The organism is Gryllotalpicola reticulitermitis, assembly GCF_042651345.1.
GTDB lineage: Bacteria > Actinomycetota > Actinomycetes > Actinomycetales > Microbacteriaceae > Gryllotalpicola > Gryllotalpicola reticulitermitis.
This window is the reverse complement of record NZ_JBHSCN010000020.1, coordinates 1-18,250: the sequence shown is the minus strand read 5'-3', so window position 1 is coordinate 18,250 and position 18,250 is coordinate 1. Positions and strand designations below refer to the sequence as shown.

20 protein-coding genes and 1 tRNA gene are annotated in these 18,250 nt (G+C 66.8%); 9 read left to right on the top strand and 12 right to left on the bottom strand.

Annotated features, from left to right (window positions below; all coding sequences use genetic code 11):
• Window position 1: 1 nt before the first annotated feature.
• The 3 genes from ACFOYW_RS17195 to ACFOYW_RS17185 all read left to right on the top strand — a co-directional run bounded on the left by ACFOYW_RS17195 (window position 2) and on the right by ACFOYW_RS17185 (window position 1,994).
• Window positions 2–823 (top strand): ABC transporter permease, encoded by an 822-nt coding sequence (locus ACFOYW_RS17195; RefSeq protein WP_390231849.1) that lies wholly within the window; start codon window positions 2–4, stop codon window positions 821–823.
• On the top strand, window positions 823–1,626 hold the full coding sequence (locus ACFOYW_RS17190) for an ABC transporter ATP-binding protein (protein WP_390231846.1): 804 nt from the start codon (window positions 823–825) through the stop codon (window positions 1,624–1,626). Before ACFOYW_RS17195 ends, ACFOYW_RS17190 begins: the two co-directional genes overlap by 1 nt.
• A gap of 89 nt (window positions 1,627–1,715) precedes the next feature.
• On the top strand, window positions 1,716–1,994 hold the full coding sequence (locus tag ACFOYW_RS17185) for a hypothetical protein (protein ID WP_390231843.1): 279 nt from the start codon (window positions 1,716–1,718) through the stop codon (window positions 1,992–1,994).
• A 22-nt stretch (window positions 1,995–2,016) separates the two neighbouring features.
• Here the strand turns inward: ACFOYW_RS17185 and ACFOYW_RS17180 are convergent, their stop codons facing one another.
• Complete coding sequence (locus ACFOYW_RS17180) at window positions 2,017–2,337, bottom strand: helix-turn-helix domain-containing protein (RefSeq protein ID WP_390231840.1); 321 nt, start codon at window positions 2,335–2,337, stop codon at window positions 2,017–2,019.
• Between the two features lie 78 nt (window positions 2,338–2,415).
• Window positions 2,416–2,652: a helix-turn-helix domain-containing protein gene (locus ACFOYW_RS17175; protein WP_390231837.1), complete on the bottom strand. Its 237-nt coding sequence runs from the start codon at window positions 2,650–2,652 to the stop codon at window positions 2,416–2,418.
• Between the two features lie 144 nt (window positions 2,653–2,796).
• On the opposite strand from ACFOYW_RS17175, the gene ACFOYW_RS17170 reads away from it, so the two are divergent.
• Entirely contained in the window at window positions 2,797–3,579 is a 783-nt protein-coding gene (locus ACFOYW_RS17170; protein ID WP_390231834.1) for a hypothetical protein, read from the top strand.
• An 11-nt stretch (window positions 3,580–3,590) separates the two neighbouring features.
• Here ACFOYW_RS17170 and ACFOYW_RS17165 read toward each other — a convergent pair whose 3' ends face one another.
• The 3 genes from ACFOYW_RS17165 to ACFOYW_RS17155 form a co-directional block, all read right to left on the bottom strand.
• A complete protein-coding gene (locus tag ACFOYW_RS17165; protein ID WP_390231831.1) occupies window positions 3,591–4,619 on the bottom strand; it encodes a glycosyltransferase family 2 protein in 1,029 nt (342 codons plus the stop codon).
• Between the two features lie 87 nt (window positions 4,620–4,706).
• Entirely contained in the window at window positions 4,707–6,437 is a 1,731-nt protein-coding gene (locus tag ACFOYW_RS17160; protein WP_390231828.1) for a S1C family serine protease, read from the bottom strand.
• Window positions 6,438–6,549: 112 nt separating this feature from the next.
• The gene (locus ACFOYW_RS17155) at window positions 6,550–6,942 is read right to left on the bottom strand and encodes a PKD domain-containing protein (protein ID WP_390231825.1); all 393 of its coding nucleotides are present in this window, start codon (window positions 6,940–6,942) and stop codon (window positions 6,550–6,552) included.
• On the opposite strand from ACFOYW_RS17155, the gene ACFOYW_RS17150 reads away from it, so the two are divergent.
• Window positions 6,941–7,147, top strand: coding sequence for a hypothetical protein (locus ACFOYW_RS17150; protein ID WP_390231822.1), 207 nt, complete (start codon window positions 6,941–6,943; stop codon window positions 7,145–7,147). The genes ACFOYW_RS17155 and ACFOYW_RS17150 overlap by 2 nt on opposite strands.
• Before the next feature lie 220 nt (window positions 7,148–7,367).
• Here ACFOYW_RS17150 and ACFOYW_RS17145 read toward each other — a convergent pair whose 3' ends face one another.
• The gene (locus ACFOYW_RS17145) at window positions 7,368–7,958 is read right to left on the bottom strand and encodes a hypothetical protein (RefSeq protein ID WP_390231819.1); all 591 of its coding nucleotides are present in this window, start codon (window positions 7,956–7,958) and stop codon (window positions 7,368–7,370) included.
• Between the two features lie 110 nt (window positions 7,959–8,068).
• Here ACFOYW_RS17145 and ACFOYW_RS17140 point away from each other — a divergent pair, with 110 nt between their 5' ends.
• The gene (locus ACFOYW_RS17140) at window positions 8,069–9,268 is read left to right on the top strand and encodes an aminotransferase class I/II-fold pyridoxal phosphate-dependent enzyme (RefSeq protein ID WP_390231817.1); all 1,200 of its coding nucleotides are present in this window, start codon (window positions 8,069–8,071) and stop codon (window positions 9,266–9,268) included.
• Window positions 9,269–9,354: 86 nt separating this feature from the next.
• Here the strand turns inward: ACFOYW_RS17140 and ACFOYW_RS17135 are convergent, their stop codons facing one another.
• Entirely contained in the window at window positions 9,355–10,164 is an 810-nt protein-coding gene (locus ACFOYW_RS17135) for a carbon-nitrogen hydrolase family protein (RefSeq protein WP_390231815.1), read from the bottom strand.
• A complete protein-coding gene (locus ACFOYW_RS17130; protein ID WP_390231812.1) occupies window positions 10,157–10,906 on the bottom strand; it encodes a glycosyl hydrolase in 750 nt (249 codons plus the stop codon). The genes ACFOYW_RS17135 and ACFOYW_RS17130 overlap by 8 nt, the downstream gene beginning before the upstream one ends.
• Before the next feature lie 70 nt (window positions 10,907–10,976).
• Here ACFOYW_RS17130 and ACFOYW_RS17125 point away from each other — a divergent pair.
• The 3 genes from ACFOYW_RS17125 to ACFOYW_RS17115 all read left to right on the top strand — a co-directional run bounded on the left by ACFOYW_RS17125 (window position 10,977) and on the right by ACFOYW_RS17115 (window position 12,662).
• Window positions 10,977–11,050: transfer RNA gene (locus ACFOYW_RS17125), tRNA-Met, on the top strand.
• A 181-nt stretch (window positions 11,051–11,231) separates the two neighbouring features.
• Complete coding sequence (locus ACFOYW_RS17120) at window positions 11,232–11,462, top strand: helix-turn-helix domain-containing protein (protein WP_390231810.1); 231 nt, start codon at window positions 11,232–11,234, stop codon at window positions 11,460–11,462.
• A 6-nt stretch (window positions 11,463–11,468) separates the two neighbouring features.
• Window positions 11,469–12,662 (top strand): tyrosine-type recombinase/integrase, encoded by a 1,194-nt coding sequence (locus ACFOYW_RS17115; protein WP_390231807.1) that lies wholly within the window; start codon window positions 11,469–11,471, stop codon window positions 12,660–12,662.
• 124 nt (window positions 12,663–12,786) lie between these two features.
• Here the strand turns inward: ACFOYW_RS17115 and ACFOYW_RS17110 are convergent, their stop codons facing one another.
• The 4 genes from ACFOYW_RS17110 to mobF all read right to left on the bottom strand — a co-directional run bounded on the left by ACFOYW_RS17110 (window position 12,787) and on the right by mobF (window position 18,134).
• Window positions 12,787–13,068 carry a hypothetical protein gene (locus ACFOYW_RS17110; RefSeq protein WP_390231804.1) on the bottom strand — a complete coding sequence of 94 codons (282 nt, stop codon included), beginning with the start codon at window positions 13,066–13,068 and terminating at the stop codon, window positions 12,787–12,789.
• A gap of 395 nt (window positions 13,069–13,463) precedes the next feature.
• On the bottom strand, window positions 13,464–13,745 hold the full coding sequence (locus tag ACFOYW_RS17105) for a hypothetical protein (protein ID WP_390231802.1): 282 nt from the start codon (window positions 13,743–13,745) through the stop codon (window positions 13,464–13,466).
• Between the two features lie 86 nt (window positions 13,746–13,831).
• The gene (locus ACFOYW_RS17100; protein ID WP_390231799.1) at window positions 13,832–14,251 is read right to left on the bottom strand and encodes a sulfate permease; all 420 of its coding nucleotides are present in this window, start codon (window positions 14,249–14,251) and stop codon (window positions 13,832–13,834) included.
• Window positions 14,252–14,351: 100 nt separating this feature from the next.
• Window positions 14,352–18,134, bottom strand: a complete 3,783-nt coding sequence (gene mobF, locus ACFOYW_RS17095) for a MobF family relaxase (protein WP_390231796.1) — start codon at window positions 18,132–18,134, stop codon at window positions 14,352–14,354.
• Window positions 18,135–18,250: the final 116 nt, after the last annotated feature.

Sequence of the window (18,250 nt, the reverse complement as noted above, 5' to 3'; positions counted from 1 at the left end):
CGTGACAAGCTCTCTCGCGGTGCGCCCCGCACAGCGCAGCACCTTCGCGAAGTATCGCCACTCACTATGGCTGCTGACGAAGCGCGACCTCTCCGTGCGGTATGCCACGAATGCGCTCGGCTACGTGTGGTCGGTTCTCGACCCGCTGCTCATGTCGCTCATCTACTTCTTCGTGTTCGTCGTCGTCTTCAAGCGCCAAGACCGAGCCGGGGAGAACCCGTACATCGTCTACCTCATGGTCGGTCTGCTCGCATGGACCTGGTTCAACGGCACCATCACCGAGGCCGCGCGCGTGTTCTCGAAGGAATCGAAGCTGGTGCGCTCCGTCTCGTTGCCGCAGTCGCTGTGGGTGGCGCGCATCGTGCTGTCGAAGGGCATCGAGTACGTCGCCTCGCTCGCCGTGCTCGCGATCTTCGCGCTCCTCTACCACGCGCCCCTGACCGCGTACGTGGTGTGGTTCCCGGTCGGGCTCGTGCTGCAGGCGGTGCTCACCTACGGGCTGGCTCTGATCGTCGCCCCGCTGGTCGTCTTCTACAAGGACCTGGAACGAGCCATCCGACTGATCCTTCGCCTGCTGTTCTACGCATCGGCGGTGCTCTACTCCCCCACGCAGTGGCCGGTTGAGACGCACGGCATTCCCGTGCGGTCGATCCTGCAGCTGAACCCGCTGACCGGCATCATGGGTCTGTACCGCTCAGCTTTCTGGCCGAAGGAGCTCAACATGTTCCACGTGCTCGTCTCCGTGGTCGGCGCGCTCGTCATCCTCGGAATCGGTCTGTGGGCCTTCCGCCGCTCCGTGCCGGCCGTGCTGAAGGCGATGTGATGGTTGCCACGGATTCTGTGACCATGGTGGGCTCCGGTGGCAGCGGTGCGGTCATCGAGGTGTCCGGGCTGGGCATCCGGTTCAAGCGCAACCGGCGCGCACGCCGGTCGTTCAAAGACCTGTTCGCCGGCCGCAAGCGGCGCGCACGGCCTGACGAGTTCTGGGCGCTGCGCGGGGTCTCCTTCGACATCCGCCAGGGCGAGGCGATCGGCGTCGTCGGCCGCAACGGGCAGGGCAAGTCGACGCTGCTCAAGATCATCGCGGGTGTCCTCATCCCCGACGAGGGCACCTCGGTGGTGCGGCAGGGCGTCGCACCGCTGATCGAGATCACCGGCGGATTCGTCGACGATCTGACGGTGCGCGACAACGTCTATCTGACGGCCGGCCTCCACGGAATGACGAAGAAGGAGATCGACGCGAAGTTCGACGAGATCGTGAGCTTCGCCGAGATCCCCGGCTTCCTCGACACCCCGTACAAGCACCTGTCGAGCGGCATGAAGGTGCGCATCGCGTTCAGCGTGATCACTCAGCTCGACGAGCCGGTGCTCATCGTCGATGAGGTGCTCGCGGTCGGAGACAAGGCGTTCCGTGAGAAGTGCTACGCCCGCATCGAGCAGCTGCTCGCCGACGGGCGCACCCTCTTCTTCGTGTCGCACTCGGAACGAGACCTCAAGCGGTTCTGCTCGCGAGGGCTCTACTTGAAGCAGGGCGAGCTCATCATGGACGGCCCGATCGACGACGTCATCGACCGCTACAACGACGACTACGGCATGGCCTCGGCGCCTCCCGTCATCGACGCGTAGGGCACCTCTTCCCCAGCACGCGCGGTGCGGCATCCGCTTTTTCCACATTCCGTCCTCGGTTGTCGGATGCCCCGCCTACCGTTCCAGGCATGCAAGACGTTCCGCTCTCCTACCCCGTCCCGTGGATCTTCATTCGTGACCACGCACCGATGTACGGCTTGCGCAACGCCAGCCTCGAGCCGCTGAAGCACGTGTCGCTCGCGCTCATCGGGCCGGGCTCCCTGCCCGAGCACTTCCCCATGGCCATGTCGGCCGGCGAGTCGGTCTGGGTGCCGATCGACGGCGACGACCTTGCGCGCTCGACGACGCTGGTCGTCAGGTGGCGCCGCCAGAACGACGACGAGTACCTGTGGCGCTGTGTGTTCTAACCGACGCCGGTCGTCGTGGCCGCTATGGCGCGAGACGACGCTGCTTGCGCGCGGCGATGAACTCGGCGACGGTGAGGTCGGGGTCGTCATCGGGCAGATCGGCACGCGTCAGGCCCGTGATCAGATCACTCGCCGGCACCTGCAGCACCGCAGCGATGCGCAGCAGCGTCTCGAACGTCGGGTTGCCGAACCCGCGCTCGATATCGCCATAGTTGGTGAGGTCGATGCCCGCCAGCTGCGAGACTCGCTCCTGCGTGGCGCCGTCGATGCCCAGCCGAAGGGCACGAACCCTTTCGCCGAGCGTTGTCGAGGCAGCGGTCTTCCGCTTGGCTTTTGGGCTCACCCCTCTTGCCTATAGGCGCGTCGTGCGAAGTTCCAGCGTTTGCACCCACAATTAATTTATGCCCATCGGGTTTAGCCGCTATTCTGGATCCCGTGGAATGCCGCGCACGAGCTCATGCAGCTCGACTTCGAGCCCCGCGGCCAGTCGCGCCATCGTCGACAGGCTGGGGTTCGCGGCGCCGCGCTCGAGGCGTCGCAGGTTGGCCGCGTGCATCTCAACCTTGTTCGCGAGCTGCTCCTGGGTCAGCCCGCGGGCATGACGCGCGCGTTTCAAGTGTTGGCCGAAGGTGATCGACGACCACGCAGCAAGTTGCACGGTTTACCTCGCGTGGTATTCGGGGTGGGCGAGGCCACGAGCCTAACGGGCGCAGGTCCCCCGGTGGCAGAAACTTTTGACGGCGGCCGTCGGCGCCCCGTCAACCCCCGTCGGGTTCGCGCAACCGTCACCTAGACTCCCGGCATGGCCAAGCGCAAGACGAAAGAACTCGTGAAGGTCGACAACGAGGGCCGCGCGAAAACCGGCCCGCTGCCGCTCACGATCGAGAGGTCGGTCGACCGGCTGATGGGGGTGCACCGCCCGGCGGTGCTCGCCCACCTCAACGGCATCCGGCGCCACCACCCGAGCGCCTCGACGGAGCAGTTGCAGTACCTCCTCGAGCAGCGGTATCTCGCGACCGTGACCACGACCGGCGCGGCCACGGGGGCTACCGCGGTGATCCCGGCCGTCGGAACCGTCACCGCCCTCGCGCTGTCGGCCGCTGAAACGGTCGCGTTCCTCGAGACGACGGCGTTGTTCGCGCAGTCGGTCGCCGAGCTGCACGGCATCACGGTCGAAGACCCCGAGCGCACGCGCGGCCTGGTGCTCGCCCTGATGCTCGGGCGAGAGGGCAGCGACATCATCCGCCAGTTCGGTCTCGAGATGCTCAACGAAGACGAGACCCGTGCGGGCTACTGGGGCGCGATGATCTCTGATTCGGTGCCTACCGCGGTCGTCAGCCCTCTGCTCAACAAGCTCAGGAAGACGTTCGTCAAGAAGGTCGCCGCGAAGCAGGCCGGCTCGATCATCGGTCGCGCGCTCCCCTATGGCATCGGCGCGGTCATCGGCGGCGTGGGCAACAACATGCTCGGCCGCCGCGTGACGAAAGCGGCACGCAACGCGTTCCCGCCCGAGGGCGAGACGGGCGACGGCGCCGACGTGATCGTACTCGAGCACGCCCGCGACAAGCGCGCTTTGCACCATTAGCCGGGTGCGAGTCAGCGGCCGGTGAACTCGGAGAGATTCCGCGTCAGCTTCAAGAAGCCGAGGATGAACCCGGCCCCCCACGTGAAGTGGATCACCGGCAGCACGATGACGAGCCACGCCATCGCCGACCTGCCGTGCGAGCGGGCGAGCGCCGTCGACGCGAACACGATCAGCAGATAGCCCGCCGGAATCACGAATCCGATCAGCCACCACGGCGACAGCGCCGCGAGGCAGCCGGCGACGATACCGAGCGTGATGAGCACCACGGCGACCGGCGGCACCCAGTAGCGCAGGCCGTTGTTCGCGGGGAAACGGCGTGCGAGCTCGCCGCGCCACAGCCCGGTCGAGAAGAACTGCCGCGCGAGGGCTTTCACGCTCGCCCGCGGGCGATAGCCGACGCGGAGCCGGGGCGTGAACCAGACCAGGCCGCCGCGCGAGCGGATGCGCCGGTTCAGTTCCCAGTCCTGGCCACGCTTGAAGCCCTCGTCGAACAGGCCGGCGTCGATCAGGCTCTGCCGCTGGAACACGCCGAGGTAGACGGTTTCGGCGGGGCCTTCCTTCCCGCTCGTGTGGTGCCGCGTGCCGCCGAGGCCCACACGGCTGCCGTACGCGACGGCGACGGCCTGCTCGAACGGGGTCACGCCGTGTGCGTCCATCACGCCGCCGACGTTGTCGGCACCGGTGCGCTTGATCACGTCGATCGCGGTGCGGGTGTAGTCGGCCGGCAGAATCGAGTGCGCGTCGACGCGCACCACGATCGGGTACGCGGATGCCTCGATTGCACGGTTGAGCCCCGCCGGAGTGTTCCCTTCGGGGTTGGGCACAGTGGTGAGCCGCGGCTCGGCCGCCGCGAGGGCGGCGACCGCGGCATCGGTGCCGTCGGTGCTGGGGCCGAGCGCGAGCACGACCTCGGAGGGCCCCGAGTAGTCCTGAGCCAAGAGGCTGGCAACCGCCGCACCGACGTGCGATTCCTCATTGAGGACAGGCATCACGTACGAGACGCCGGGCAGGTCACCGAGTTCGAGGGGGTCGTGCGGCATGAGGTCCAGTCGTTCAGCGGAACTCCAGCCTACCAATCGGCAGGCTGGGGTTCCGGCTGAGGCACGGCGTCACGGGCCGTGCCGGGGCTACTGCTGCGGTGCCGTGTAAGTGCCCAGCGTGACGTTCGCCTGGTAGGTCTTGCCGTCGCGCACGTAGGTGACCTTGACGGTCGCACCAGCCGCGGACGAGCGGATCTGCGCCGTCAGGTCGTCGGCGCTGGTGACCGGCACGCCGCCGACATTCGTGATCACATCGCCGGCCTTGAGGCCCGCCTTGGACGCCGCGCTGCCGCTGTTCACCGACTCGATGCGGCCACCCACGGTGGTCGCGTTGCTCTGCGCGGCGGCGTTGCTGACGGTCGCACCGAGCAGGCCGTGCGTGGCCTTGCCGTTGGCCTTCAGCTCGTCGGCGATGCGGTGGGCGACGTCAGCGGGGATCGCGAAGCCGACGCCGATGTTGCCGGACTGGGTCGAGCCGTCACTCGAACCGGTGCTCGCGATCGCGACGTTGATGCCGACGAGCTGGCCGCTGTCGTTGAGCAGTGCGCCGCCCGAGTTGCCGGGGTTGATCGCGGCATCCGTCTGGATCGCCGGCACCGAGATCATGTCGGACGAGGACGACTGCTGCCCCTGGTCGAACGGGTTGCTGCTGCCGAACGGATTCTGACTTCCGCCGCTGCCGCTGCCGCTGCCGTCTGACGGGGCCGCGCTCGACTGCAGCGAGACGCTGCGGTTCAGCGCGCTGACGATTCCATCGGTGACGGTGCCCTGCAGGCCGAGCGGCGCGCCGATCGCGATGACCTGGTCACCGACGTTGAGCTTCGATGAGCTGCCCCAGTTGATCGGCGAGAGGCCCGATGCGTTGCTGAGCTTGATGACAGCGAGGTCATCGGTCGGGTCGGTGCCGATCACCTTCGCGGCGTACAGCTTGCCGTCGTTCGTCTGCACCTGGATCGTGACGCTCGAGGTGTCGCCGTCGAGGGTCACGACGTGGGTGTTCGTGAGGATGTAGCCGTCACTGCTCAGAATGACGCCCGAGCCGGTACCGGATTCCTGCGAGCCGGTCACGTTGATCGTGACGACGCTGTTCGACGCCTTTGCGGCGACGGCCGTCACCTGCGTGACGTTCTTCGGGTCGTTGACCGTGATGTTCGACGCGCCGCTGCCGCTCGAGATATTGACGGGGGTGCCGCTGTTGTGAGCGACGCCGGCCGCGATTCCACCGCCGACGCCACCGCCAATCAGCCCACCGACGACGAGCCCGGCGACGATCAGCAGGATCGAGCGGTTGGACAGCGAGCGCTCACCCTTCGGCTTCGCAGGCTTGGGGGCCTGCGGTGCGGGGGCGGAGAACTGCGAGTAGTAGGGGTGCTGGCCACCGAGCGGCTGCGTCGGCTGCGTGTTCTGGTTCTGCTGGTAGCCCTGCGGGTACGGCTGCGTCTGCTGGGGGTACTGCCCCTGGTACGGCTGACCGGGCTGCGGTGCCTGCGGTGCGGGCTGCGGCGGCGTCTGCTGGGCATACTCGCCCCAGCGCGGCCGCGGCTGGCTGTAGTCGGGAGCCGCGGGCTGGGGAGGCTGCATGGGCTGCTGCTGCGCCGGCTGCTGCTGCACAGGCTGCGGCGGCTGTGCGGGCTGTTGCGGCTGATCGAACACCACGGTGGATTCTGCAGGCTGGGCGGGTGCCGCCGGTGCCTGCCACTCGGGTGCCCCCTGCTGAGGAGGCTCGGGCTCGTGAACCGACTCCCCCTCGGCCGAAGGGTTGGCCGCGGAGTTGTGGGCGTTCTGCGGGTCCACGTGGTCGTTCGCGTTGTCGCTCATGGGTTCGCTCCTTTTCCAAGCACAACCAGGATCCAATGCGAAGCTGTGCGCACGTTATGACGGCTCTCGGAGGGATCTCGAATCTCGCCAAGCGTTATCGAAGACCAGCCGATCAGAGGGAACAACCAGGCGCGGACGGTTTTTCGTCGCAGGTTCCGCCCACGAGGACCGTCTTGACCGCTTTCACTGTCACCGTCACCGCCCCTGACGTCAGACTCAGCGTACCCGGGATCGCACGCCAGCCGTCCCCGGCGAACCGATACTGAGCGGCGTATTCGACGGCGACCGTCACGGGGTAGCTCCCGCGCGCCGTAAACACGTGACTGGTCGATGTCTTAGCGAATGCGGAGAGGCCGGATGCCTTCCAGCTCACGCCGGGGCCGGGGGTGCTTCGAGCGCTGCCGTCGCCGTATGACCAGTGATACGCGACGGGCGTGAAGCGCACCGTGACCGCCTGCCCGAGCAGCTGCCCGGACTGCGAGTGCTCCCTCGGGCCTGACGCCATGAAGTTCGTTTCGGCGCCCGCCACCGTCCATGCGGCCGGCTCCACCAGGACCCGCGGGGAACCGGCAACAAACCGCGCCACATCGCTCAAGGCGGGCGTTGGGGCTCGCGCAGGCGACGCCGTGGCTGACGGCTCCGGCGTTGACTCGACGGTGAAGCCGAACTTCGCCTCCTGGCACTTCCCCGGCGCCGGGCACCACCTCTGAATGAAGAAGTCGCCATCGTCCGGCGCCGCAGTCGCGCGCGGGTCAGTCGCTGTCTTGGAGTCACTCGTGCCCTTTGGGCGCGACGCGGGCGGCGGAACCTCGGTCCCGCGTGTGGAGCCGGAAACGTACAGCGCACGCCCCGACCATGCTCCAGTGACGTCCGCATCTAACCCCGGCCCAGCCGCGACGAAAGAGGCGAGCACGACGCAGGCCACTGCTCCTAGAACTTGCAAATTCCGCCGCCTGTCCACTCTCTGTTCGAATGGATCACTAGCCCGTCGCGGACACTGCCCTTCAGAACGACCTCGTAGTCGAGGTAGTCGCCTCGAGTCGACTCAACGAGCGACCGCCCTTGTGCGTCGATTCGATCAACGGCCGAGATGTCTTCGCAAACATGCATGGTCACAGTCGCCACTCCGCCCTGCTCGTCGCGAGATTTCAGAACGGCGTTATTGAGAACCGCTGCTCCAACGCCATGCGACTGCTCTGCCCTCAACGTCTCGGCCTGCGCCAGTTCGAATTCGTATCCCGAGTCGCTGACATAAGGGCGAACTCGTTCAGGATGAGCGCCACCGTCCCGACCGACGGCGTCGGACGCAGCCTCGTATTTCCTATAGATGGCAACCGCTGCCGCCAGTGCCTCCTCGTCGGAGGCGAAGACTGGCGTCGAACTTGGCGTCGGCGTTGAGGTCGCGGTCGGCGACGCCGCGCGAGGCATCGGGGACGACGTGGGCGCGGGGGTGCAGCCCGCGAGAGTTGCAGCCAGCAGCAACGTTGTTGTCGCAATGAGGCAGCGACCGAGAATCCGCATCGTCTGAAGCTACGGCGAAGACGGCCCACGGCGCGGAAATTATCCACAGGGCGGCGTGCGCTCGGGCGGCGCCCATGGATCGCATTCATGCCGCGACTAGCGTGGTGCGCATGAATATCGACGGCCCGTGGCGCAACGCGGCGCACGGAGCGGGGCTCCTTGGCTCCGACGGCACGCCGGCGGCGACGATCTTCGCGGAAATGAGCGCGCTGGCCGTCCGCACCGGTGCGATCAACCTCGGCCAGGGGTTCCCCGACGAAGACGGCCCCGTCGAGGTGCTCGACGCCGCGCGGCGGGCGATCAGCGACGGTGAGAATCAGTACGGAGCGGGCATGGGGCATCCGCTTCTGCGCTCTGCCATCGCGGACCACCAACGCCGCTTCTACGCGCAGGCGCTCGACCCCGATCGCGAGATCCTCGTGACCGCGGGCGCCACGGAAGCCCTAGCCGCGACCCTGCTCGCGCTAGTTGAGAGGGGCGACGAGGTCGTCACGTTCGAGCCGTTCTACGACGCCTATGGGGCACTCATCGCGCTGGCCGGGGCCAAGCACGTGACCGTGCCGTTGCGCGCGCCGGATTTCGCGCCTGATCTCGACGAGCTCGCGCGGGCGGTGAATGACAGGACGAAAGTGATCCTCGTCAACGATCCGCACAACCCGACCGGTGCCACGCTCGGCGATGCAGCGAAGCGGCGCATCATCGAGCTTGCGGAGCGTCACAATGCCTACATCGTCACCGACGAGGTGTACGAGCATCTACGGTTCGAGACGCCGCACGTGCCGATTGCGACCCTGCCCGGCGCCGTCGAGCGCACCATCTCGATCTCGAGCGGGGGAAAGACGTTCTCGACGACCGGCTGGAAGATCGGCTGGGCGATGGCGCGGCCTGAACTGATCCAGGCGATTCTCGCGGTGAAGCAGTTCCTCACCTTCGTGAGCGGCACGCCGTTCCAGCCGGCGATTGCGGCAGGTCTCGCGCTGCCGGACTCCTTCTTTGCCGGAGTCGCCGACACGCTCCGCGCCAAGCGCGACCTGTTGAGTACGGGGCTGCGCGGCGCAGGATTCCACGTATTCGAGTCGCGCGCGACGTATTTCGTGGTGACGGATGTCTCGCCCCTCGGTTTCACCGACGCCGTCGAGTTCTGCCGCGATCTGCCGCAGCGCGCGGGGGTCGTGGCGATCCCCCTGTCCGCTTTCTACACGGCCGAGCACCGTGGCGACGCGGCCTCTCTCGTGCGGTTCGCGTTCTGCAAGAAGTTCGACGTGCTGGACGACGCGGTCGCGCGTCTCGGAGCCCTCGTCGCCGCATAGTCGCAACACCGCCGGCGTCGCGGCCAGCGAGCACGTGGACGGCGCAGCAACCGCTGAGCCCGGCGATGCGCGCCGGGAGGGAAAGGTCAGTCGCGGGGAACGACAGTGTAGCGACGCAATGCGAGCGCCGGGTTCGTTTGACGAACCTCGCGCACGCGATCGGGCGAGACATCCGCCACCCCGAGATCCGGCTCGTCGGCGAGCTCGGTCAGCACCACGCCCATCGGGTCGACGATGAGCGACGTGCCGACGCCCACCGGCGGCGTGTGATCCGCCGCGGCGACGTAGACCGTGTTCTCGATCGCGCGCGCGATCAGCAGTGTGCGCCAGTGGTGAACCTTGAGGTTGCCGTGCACCCACTCGCTCGGGACCAGCACCAGCTGGGCGCCTGCGTCGACGACGCGACGGGTCACCTCCGGGAAACGCAGGTCGTAACAGGTCTGCAAACCGATCGAGACGCCGGCGACGGTGAACAACTGCGGCTCGGCGAGCGGGCCGGGTGCGACCCACTCGGATTCCCGCTGCCCGAACGCGTCGTACAGGTGCTGCTTTCGATAGCTGGCGACCAGGCCACGACCGGGAAGCACCGCCACGACAGTGTTCGAGAACCGCCCGGGTTCATCGCGCTCCTCGGCCATTCCGGCGACGATCGCGATGTCGAGGCGCGTAGCGAGCTCGGCGAGCTCGGTGACGAACGCCCCGTCGAGAGGCTCGGCCGCGTCGAGGAACGCGGCGCCGACGGGGTTCACGAAGAACGACGAGTACTCGGGAAACACCACGATCTGTGCCCCGCGTGTGACAGCGGCCTCGGCAAGGTCTCGGATGACTTCGAGATTGGCATCCGTGTCCGGCCCGGGCGCGAACTGGGCGACGGCGACGCTGAGCAACTCACTCACGGTTCGACCCTAGTGAGAGTGCACCCTTGCCGCGCTCTGCGGCGAGCTGCGAGACCGCCTCGAACAGCGTCGAGTCGGCGGTTTCAATGGCGAGAACGTCGACGAACTCGTCGCCCGGATACCCGCGCACGTACCGGCCCGCGACGTCGTCGGCCGTGATGCGGTCCACGTCGGGTGAGAGCGTCCAGATGAGGTTGTGCAGACCCGAGACGTCGCGCAGGTAGTCGACGGTGAACCGCCAGAGCGCCGCGAACTCGTCGGGCTTCGTGTCGCTCTCGACTGAGCCGTCGCCGAGCCCCCACCAGAACCGGTCGGCGTTGTGCTGGTCGAAAGGGCGGAAGACGAGCGGGATCGGCGTGCCCGAGGCATCCGTCAGCTGCTTGATCAGCATTCCCACGTTGTCGAGCCACTTCACGTATTTCTCGTGCGCGCGTCCAGTGGGCAGAACGGATGCCGCAGACAGCGGCGCCCTGTTGTCGCCACGTCCGCCGTGACCGCCATGCGTCAGCGGGTTGACCGAATGCCAGGTGAGCGTGACGAGGTCGCCTCGGACGTGGGCCGCGCGGACGTCACGGATGATGGCCGGGAACGCGACACCGTCGAGGTTGTGGCCGGCGAGCGCCTCAATGCCGCCGAGGTCGAAGCCGACGACACCAGGTGGTGCATCGAAGCTCTGCAGGCCGGCGTAGAGCGCGCGGGTCTCGGGGGTCGCGTGATCATCGATCAAGGGCGCGGCTGCCATGGCCGAGAGCCTACGGAAGCCACCCCGATTTCGTCAGATGCACATCGCCTGGTAAAGTAAATTCTTGTGCCGCGGGGTGGAGCAGCTCGGTAGCTCGCTGGGCTCATAACCCAGAGGTCGCAGGTTCAAATCCTGTCCCCGCAACGAGAAAAGGCCGGAAACTCACGGGTTTCCGGCCTTTTGTGTAGGTGGAATTTGACTACGTCATCTCAAACTCATCTCAAACCCTTCCTTCGCGATCCTCTCCGACCTGGAGTACACCGTTGGATCCGGACGCTCTGTGGTGTCGGCGGTTTGTCCGGGTCATGCGGTGCTCCTGTCCGACATGACCTCAGCATCCCCACCGCCGCAGCTGCCCACGGGCCTCGACCCGATGATGGACGTGAAGGCCCTGGCCGAGTTCCTGCGTGTGCCGGTCTCTACCATCTACGACTGGCGCACGAACCGGAAGGGACCACCCGGCTACCGCGTCGGCAAGCACGTCGTCTTCCAGGCATCCGAGGTGAAGGCCTGGTTGGAGGAGCAGCGCGATACGTTCTCCTCGAACCACAGGTGAGCGCACATGTCTAGGCCGCGCCTGCCGATCGGGACGTTCGGCGAGATCACCTTTGTCGATGACGGCTCGGGTACGGTCCGCGCACGCGCCCGGTTCCGAGACTGGGACGGCACCGCCCGGCTCGTCCAGGCATCCGGGCACAGCGAGCGGGCAGCGGAGCGGACGCTAAAGGAGAAGCTCGCCGCCCGCACGGTCTACCTGCCGGGAACCACTGATCTGACCGCCGACAGCTCGTTCAAGGAACTCGCAGACTATTGGCTTGCGGACATGGAGCTCAACCCCGAGCTCGCGGAAGGAACCAAGCAGCTCTACCGGTGGAACATGACCCACCTCGTGCTGCCGCACTTCGCAAATCTCACCCTTCGAGAGATCGGCGTGGCGCGGTGCGATCAGTTCATCAAGCAACAGCGTCGGGTCAGCTACAACCGGGCCAAGCAGTCCCGCAACGTTCTCCGGCAGGCCTTCGGCCTCGCTGTGCGGCATGAGGTCCTGCCGCGCAACCCGATGGAGTCGGTCGCCCGCATCTCGCGCCCGCGGCCGGATCCGACGGCGCTGACGGCCGCCGAGGTGAATGCGGTGCGCACGGCAATCCGCGTGTGGGAGGCGGGGCCGCGCGTCTCCGGGCCGATAACGGACGGATGGCTCGGAGCGATCGTGGAGATCATGCTCGGCACCTCCGCTCGCATCGGAGAGGTCCTCGCGATCCGCCGCCGCGACATCGACGTCACCTCTCCGATTCCGTCGATTCGCATCGCCGGGACCATCGTCGCCCCGCATAGTGCGGGCAGTAGGCCGCATCGGCAGGACCACCCGAAGACCGCCAAGTCCCGGCGTACGATCGCGCTCCCGTCGTTCACCGCCGAGGCCGTGCGAGGACGGCTTGCCATGATGGCGGATCGCTCCGATGACGCGCTACTGTTCACCACGCGCAACGGAACGCCGTTCTCCACGGCAAACGTGCGCAGGCAGCTTCGGCGCGTTCTCGAGTTGGCAGGCATCGAGGGCGTGTCACCGCACATGTTCCGGCGCACCGCCGCCACCGCGATCAACGACCATGCCGGAGTCGACCTTGCCGCAGATCTCTTAGGGCATGTGGATCCGCGGATCACCGTGCAGCACTACATCCGCCGTGACGAGATGGTGGACCCGGCGACCGCGGAGATTCTGGATCGAGCCTTCGCGAAGCAGGACGGTGAATGACAGGTGCGACGTTGATCTCGAACGCCCGGTGACGGCGGCGTTGAGACGGTGATCGCGCGGCAGCCGGGCCACGGTGGTGCCGATTCCGCACCACCGCGGTCGGGTCTGCCGACTCTGACGACAGCTACTGGTGCGGAGCCTGCCCGTCGAGTGTCCTCTGGTCATGTGATGCGGCTGCTTCTGAACGGGTGAGCCCGTGCTGCTGCTCGAGTTGTCTGAGCCGCGCGTGGATCGCACCCTCGGCGGTGGTCTCCCCCGTAAGAATGCGCCGGCCGATCTCGAGGTCTTCCGGGGCCGGCTCCGTGCCGGACATGATCTGGGCCGCCGCGATGGCGGCGAGCGCACGCCTCACTTGCGCCGGCGTGAGGGTTGGTGGCACCGCGGACTCTTCGCGGGTCTCTTTCATTCCGTGCTCCCCTGTCTGTTGGGCCGGGCGCCGAGCCCGGCTCGGCCGGTGGTCGTTGAGTCAGTCGGATTCCGTGCGGTGCAGCCTCGTGGGGCGCGAAGGTAGACGTCGAGGTCCGACGGCGACGGCCTCCAAGGTGATGGCGGAAATCTCGTCAGGCGTATAGCAGTACGCCAGTCGGAAACGCGGTTTCCCGCTTCCATCCGGGTCGACGAGAGCCTGTAGCCGTCACTCAGGTTGCCGGTCGCGACGTGGGTCCCGAGGCGTTCGCCGTGGACACGCCCGTCTGGGACGAGGACGAGCATGTCCAAAGCGATCTTCCGTGTCGCCGGATCCGGGAGCGCGAAGATCTCCTTCCAAGCAGGGCAGGCTTGCGAGGGCGAGGCGGCGTGCCACTACTGGTAGTCGTTCGGGTCGAGGCCGACCTCAGTGGCGAGCTCGCTCAACGGGCGCGCGGGACCTTCTGCGCTGCGTTCGCGGACAAGCTGGGCGATCTCGAGCTCTTCGATCGCCGGCAACAGCGAGGTGTAGAGCTCGAATGGGATCACCACCGCCTCTGGCTTGCGGTGAGAGCCGAAGATCAGGGGCTGAGCTGCGGCGCTTTCCGCACGGAAACGCGCGAGGGCTTTGGGCAGCTCAGTGCGAGCATGTCCGCTGGGCAGGATGAGCACGGGCATCGCTGGTGGTATATCTCCAGATCATCAATCTTGTGCAGAAACATGTGCACGTTTGCGTACTTGATTACCGCGTCCAGCCAATGAGCTCAGTTGCGCATACCGGCGACGAGTTCGCGTCGCTCGTCGCGAGAGAGCTTCGGGTGCCTGCGGCCAGACGCCGCTTCCGCCGCGTAGACGTCCCGGATTGTGGCATTCAGCAAGCGCGTCTCCTGAACTCGAACGCGCAGCAGCCGGATGGTGCTGACCGGGATGGTCATGAGGAACTTGATGGCGTCCCAGAGAGCGACGGCGGCGGGAAGGTACAGCCACGCGGTGGCCCCGTGCTCGATGAGCTCGCTGAGGCCGACGAAGATCCCGGCGTAGACCGCTACTCCGGCAAGGCCCACAGGAGCGCCCCACTTGAGGCCACGCCGTGATCGGAGTCTCCAGAGCACGATGTTGGACGGCCCGTACTTCTGCAGCAGCTCGTAGATACGCACGCAAACGGTCCAGATGATGCCCATCATGGCTTCGCGCCCTCCCTGGCGGATTGCCTGGTTTCAGGCTAGGCCGCCTTCGCTGTTTTTGGTATGACCGAGTTCAGTGCAGCATGAGCCTCCGACATCGTCAGCGGGACAGATCGGGGTCACCGCGCCTGGCGGCGGGCGCATCGACGGGGTCCGGCGGTGAGCCCGCCAGGCCGCGCGCGGTGCGCAGCGCGTTCTCGGCGCGCTGACGGTCGATGCGGCGGATGCTGTCGCCGGTACCGGACGGGCCGAGCGGGTCGGGGCCGGTCACCTGGTAGCGGTCGCGGTACGCGGCAATGACGGCGATGCTGCGCAGCCAGGCCTCGTCCCGGACGGGGTCGCCGGGTCGGACGGCAAAACCGGAAGCCCACGACGGGCTCGCGGTTACGGCCTCTTCGGCGAGGGCACGGGCGCGCTGCTCGATGAGTTCCTCGCGTTCGGCGAGGGCCGTCTGGAGCTCTCCGGACATCCGGCCTTGCGCTCTCGGGATAAGACCGGCGATGAGATTCGGCACGGCCGGGCTTCCTGTAACTCTGCGGGTGATGTCGCGCTGGATGCGCCACCGCAGGACGCTGGCGACATCGTCGACATCCGTCCAGTCGCGGGATATCACCGCGTGGGCCAGAAGGGGTTGAGGGTCGTGCCCGTTGGCTTCGGCGCGCCGGAGTTCAACGATGAGTGGACCGAAGGTGTCGGCCTCGATCACCTGATCGATTTGCTCCTCGCTGAGCCCGGAACGTTCGAGGGCGTCGATCCAACGTTCGCGTTGCGCGGTCTGGGCGATGGTCTCGTATTCGGCCGCGAGCTGGGTGATGTTGGTCCAGCTCTCCTGCTCGCGGGTGATGGCCTCGTGTGCGGAAATTTCAGCGCCGGAGTGGTGGAGGATGCCGGTGAGGACCATGCGGGCGGTGATGTCCTGCCCGAGCCTCTGGTGCTCTTCCAGATCCGGCTCGTCGATGGACACGTAGGCGATGTTGCTGTCGCGCCCACGGGTCATGGCCACGTACAGCGCTTCTCTCGTCATGGAAGAGGAGCGGATGACCGCGTGGGCACGATCGACGGTCATGCCTTGCGCCCGGTGGGTGGTCACGGCGTAGCCGAGCTCGACGTTCTCGGCGACATATGGCGCAGGTAGGCGAATGCGGCGCGGGTCGGTGGAATGCGCACGGCGCACCGTCAACGATCCGTCGCGGTGGTGAGCCGTCACCGTCCAGGTGTCGCCGTTTTTCACCCAGCCGGAGCCCGCGGTGAGGCGCCGGTCGTTCTTACGAGTGACAATCGTGTCGCCTCGGCCTGCGAGGTTGCCGTCGTGGATCGCTATGCCGGCGGCGGTGACAACCCCCTCGTCGACGAGGTCGAGTCGGGCGCGCAAATTCAGCTGGGTTACCAGCTCAACGGTCTCAGCGATCAGCACCGTGCGGACACCCTCCGCCTTGTCGGTAAGCCAGCCACGGTAGGCCGCGTCCAGGACGTCATCCTGCGGTGCAGGGACAATGCGCCCATGCGTGCCGTAGGCGGCAATGGCATCCTCCTCGCCGAGCCGAAGCTGGAGCGATGCGGCTCGTTCCCACCTGTTGCGGAAGCGGTGCAACGCGGTCAGCTCAGGCGCGTCATCACGTTCGCGAGCGAGCATGCCGAAGGCGCCGCCGGCATCGATGGCCGTCAGCTGCGCCCAGTCCCCCACCAGCAGAAGCTTCGCTCCCACGTCCGCAGCGTGCTCCGCGAGAGCATGCAGGGACAGCGTGCCGGCGAGGGACGCCTCGTCCACGATGACGAGGTCCCCGGAGTGCAGGCGCCATTGCTCGAGGTCCGAGACGGTGCCGTGGCGTCGTCCGTGCAACCAGTTCAGCTGCTTGCGGGCCTCCACGCGGGAGAGGTCGTGCTCCCGCAGGCGATGGACCACTGCGGCGATCTGCGCGTCAATCTCGCGAATCTGCGTGGCACGTTCGGAGGCACGGCGATGCTCATAGAGCCACTTCGCGGTGTTCTCCGTCTGGATGCCGAGATCCTCGGCGAGCACCTCGGCGGCAGACGATGACGGCGCCAGGCCAACCACGCTGCCTCCCCCATGCTCGGTTTCCCAGATCGTGCGGAGCTTGCCAAGCGTCGTCGTCTTGCCTGCACCTGCGGGACCCACAAGCACATCGACAACGCGCTGCGAGGAGGCGATCTGCGCCAGCGCGGATCGCTGATCAGGACCCAAGAACAGCCCGTTGGTGTCCTGGCGAGCCGCCGCCTGCTCCACGACCTCAAGCGGGACGCCAGGTCCGGTCCGAATGTGTGCCAGGGCAAGCAACTCGTCCTCGGCGTCCAGCACACGCGTCGACGAGTAGACGGTGCTTGCTTTCGGTCGGAACACGCTACGGCCGCCCACATCCTGGAAACGCGCCGGTGATGAAGCGGGCTCGGCAGGAGTCAGCCGGAGCGAGAGCCTCTCGGCCTCGTCGGCGATCAGTCCGATGAATGCTTGCCGATCCTCTGAGGTGGCGAAGCGATATGGCATGCTCGTGCGCGCAGCTTCGGCCATCAGGTTCCAGCGACGCCATGTGGACCGCCTGGTCCCGACCGCATTCACTACCGACGCCGCCAGCGCGCGGATGTCCTCAGCCGCGACGTCGTCGACGCGAAGAACCGGCTGCTCGGCAGCTGCGAGCAGATTTGTCGTAGCCCACCCGGTAGCGTCCTCATCGAGAACGCGCGCGGCCCGCGCGCGCCATCCCTGCGTCAGTTCGGCAAGAGACCGAGTCTCCTTCGGTGGCCGCGTGGACAGGGTCGCCTGCTGGCGCAGGTGCAGGATGGTGGTGCGTGAAGGGTAGCGGCCGTGGCCTTCCAAATACTCATGGATGAGGCGTTCTGCCTCGGCATTGATGTCGTGTGTCCGGTTGGAGAACTCATCCAGGAGCTCGTCAGGCACGACTTCCAGCTCCCAGGCCGGCGTGCGGTCCGCCCCGCGTGACCGCTGCTCCCACCCGAGTCCCAGGCTCGCGCTGATGCGATCGCTGAGCACAGCGTTGTACATCTCCGAAAGAGCAACCACCGACGCGAACAGAGGTCTGCCATCCGGCGCCCGCCACTTGCCGTCCAAGCCCTGCACCTTGTTCCCGACCACCACGTGGGTATGCAATTGCGGATCACCGGCACGCGAGTCGTAATGATCGAACGCCGTCGCAATGAGCCCACGCGTCTCCACCTGGGCCACCGCTCCCCCGCGGCCGTTGAAACCCACCCGCGTCATGATCACGTCCTGCTCCATCTCCTGCAGGAGGTCGTCGATCGCCGCGTGATGCGCGTCCGCGATCAACGCCTGCGTCCCCGCATCACTGACCGCCCACAACACCGACACGCTCTTCGGAACCGAGAAAGTGAAATCGAACCCGGCCACGGCACGCCGTTGAGTACGGTCCTCCTCCTCGCGCGTGATCGCCGCGATACTCGCGGCTCGCTCATCCTCGGGCATCCCCACAGGCAGGACTCTGATGCGGTGCTCGATCCGGTCGGCGACCGTCTTGAACTGCCCATACGGACGGCCCAACTGAACTCCAGTCACCGGGTCCATCCCGTGGCCCAAGAACCTGGCAAGGCCCTCTTCCGAAACCTCATCGCCAGCGGCGAGCGTCCCCGCTCCCTCACCGAGGGCGGCGACACCAGAACCCAACCACCGACCGGGCGGCGTTCCCTTCTCCTGGTAATAGCGCGTCAGCGGCGAGCTGAAGTCCCGCTCACCATCTCCGGCCACGACCGTGCGCCAGAGGTAGAGATATCCGTCTCCGGCAGACATCACCCGCATGGACACCGTCACCGGGTCTAGGTGGCCCAGCGCCCCACCTGGGCGCACGCTCAGTCTGTTCATCGGGCCCGCTACGTGCGCGTAGCTTGCGTCCATTCTCTAACGGTGTGTGATGTCTCAGCAGATAGGTGACAGTTCTGCATCAGGACATCGGTAACACTTCATGTCTCAGGACATCGGTGACGGTTCTGTGGGGCTGGTCTGGAAGGTCG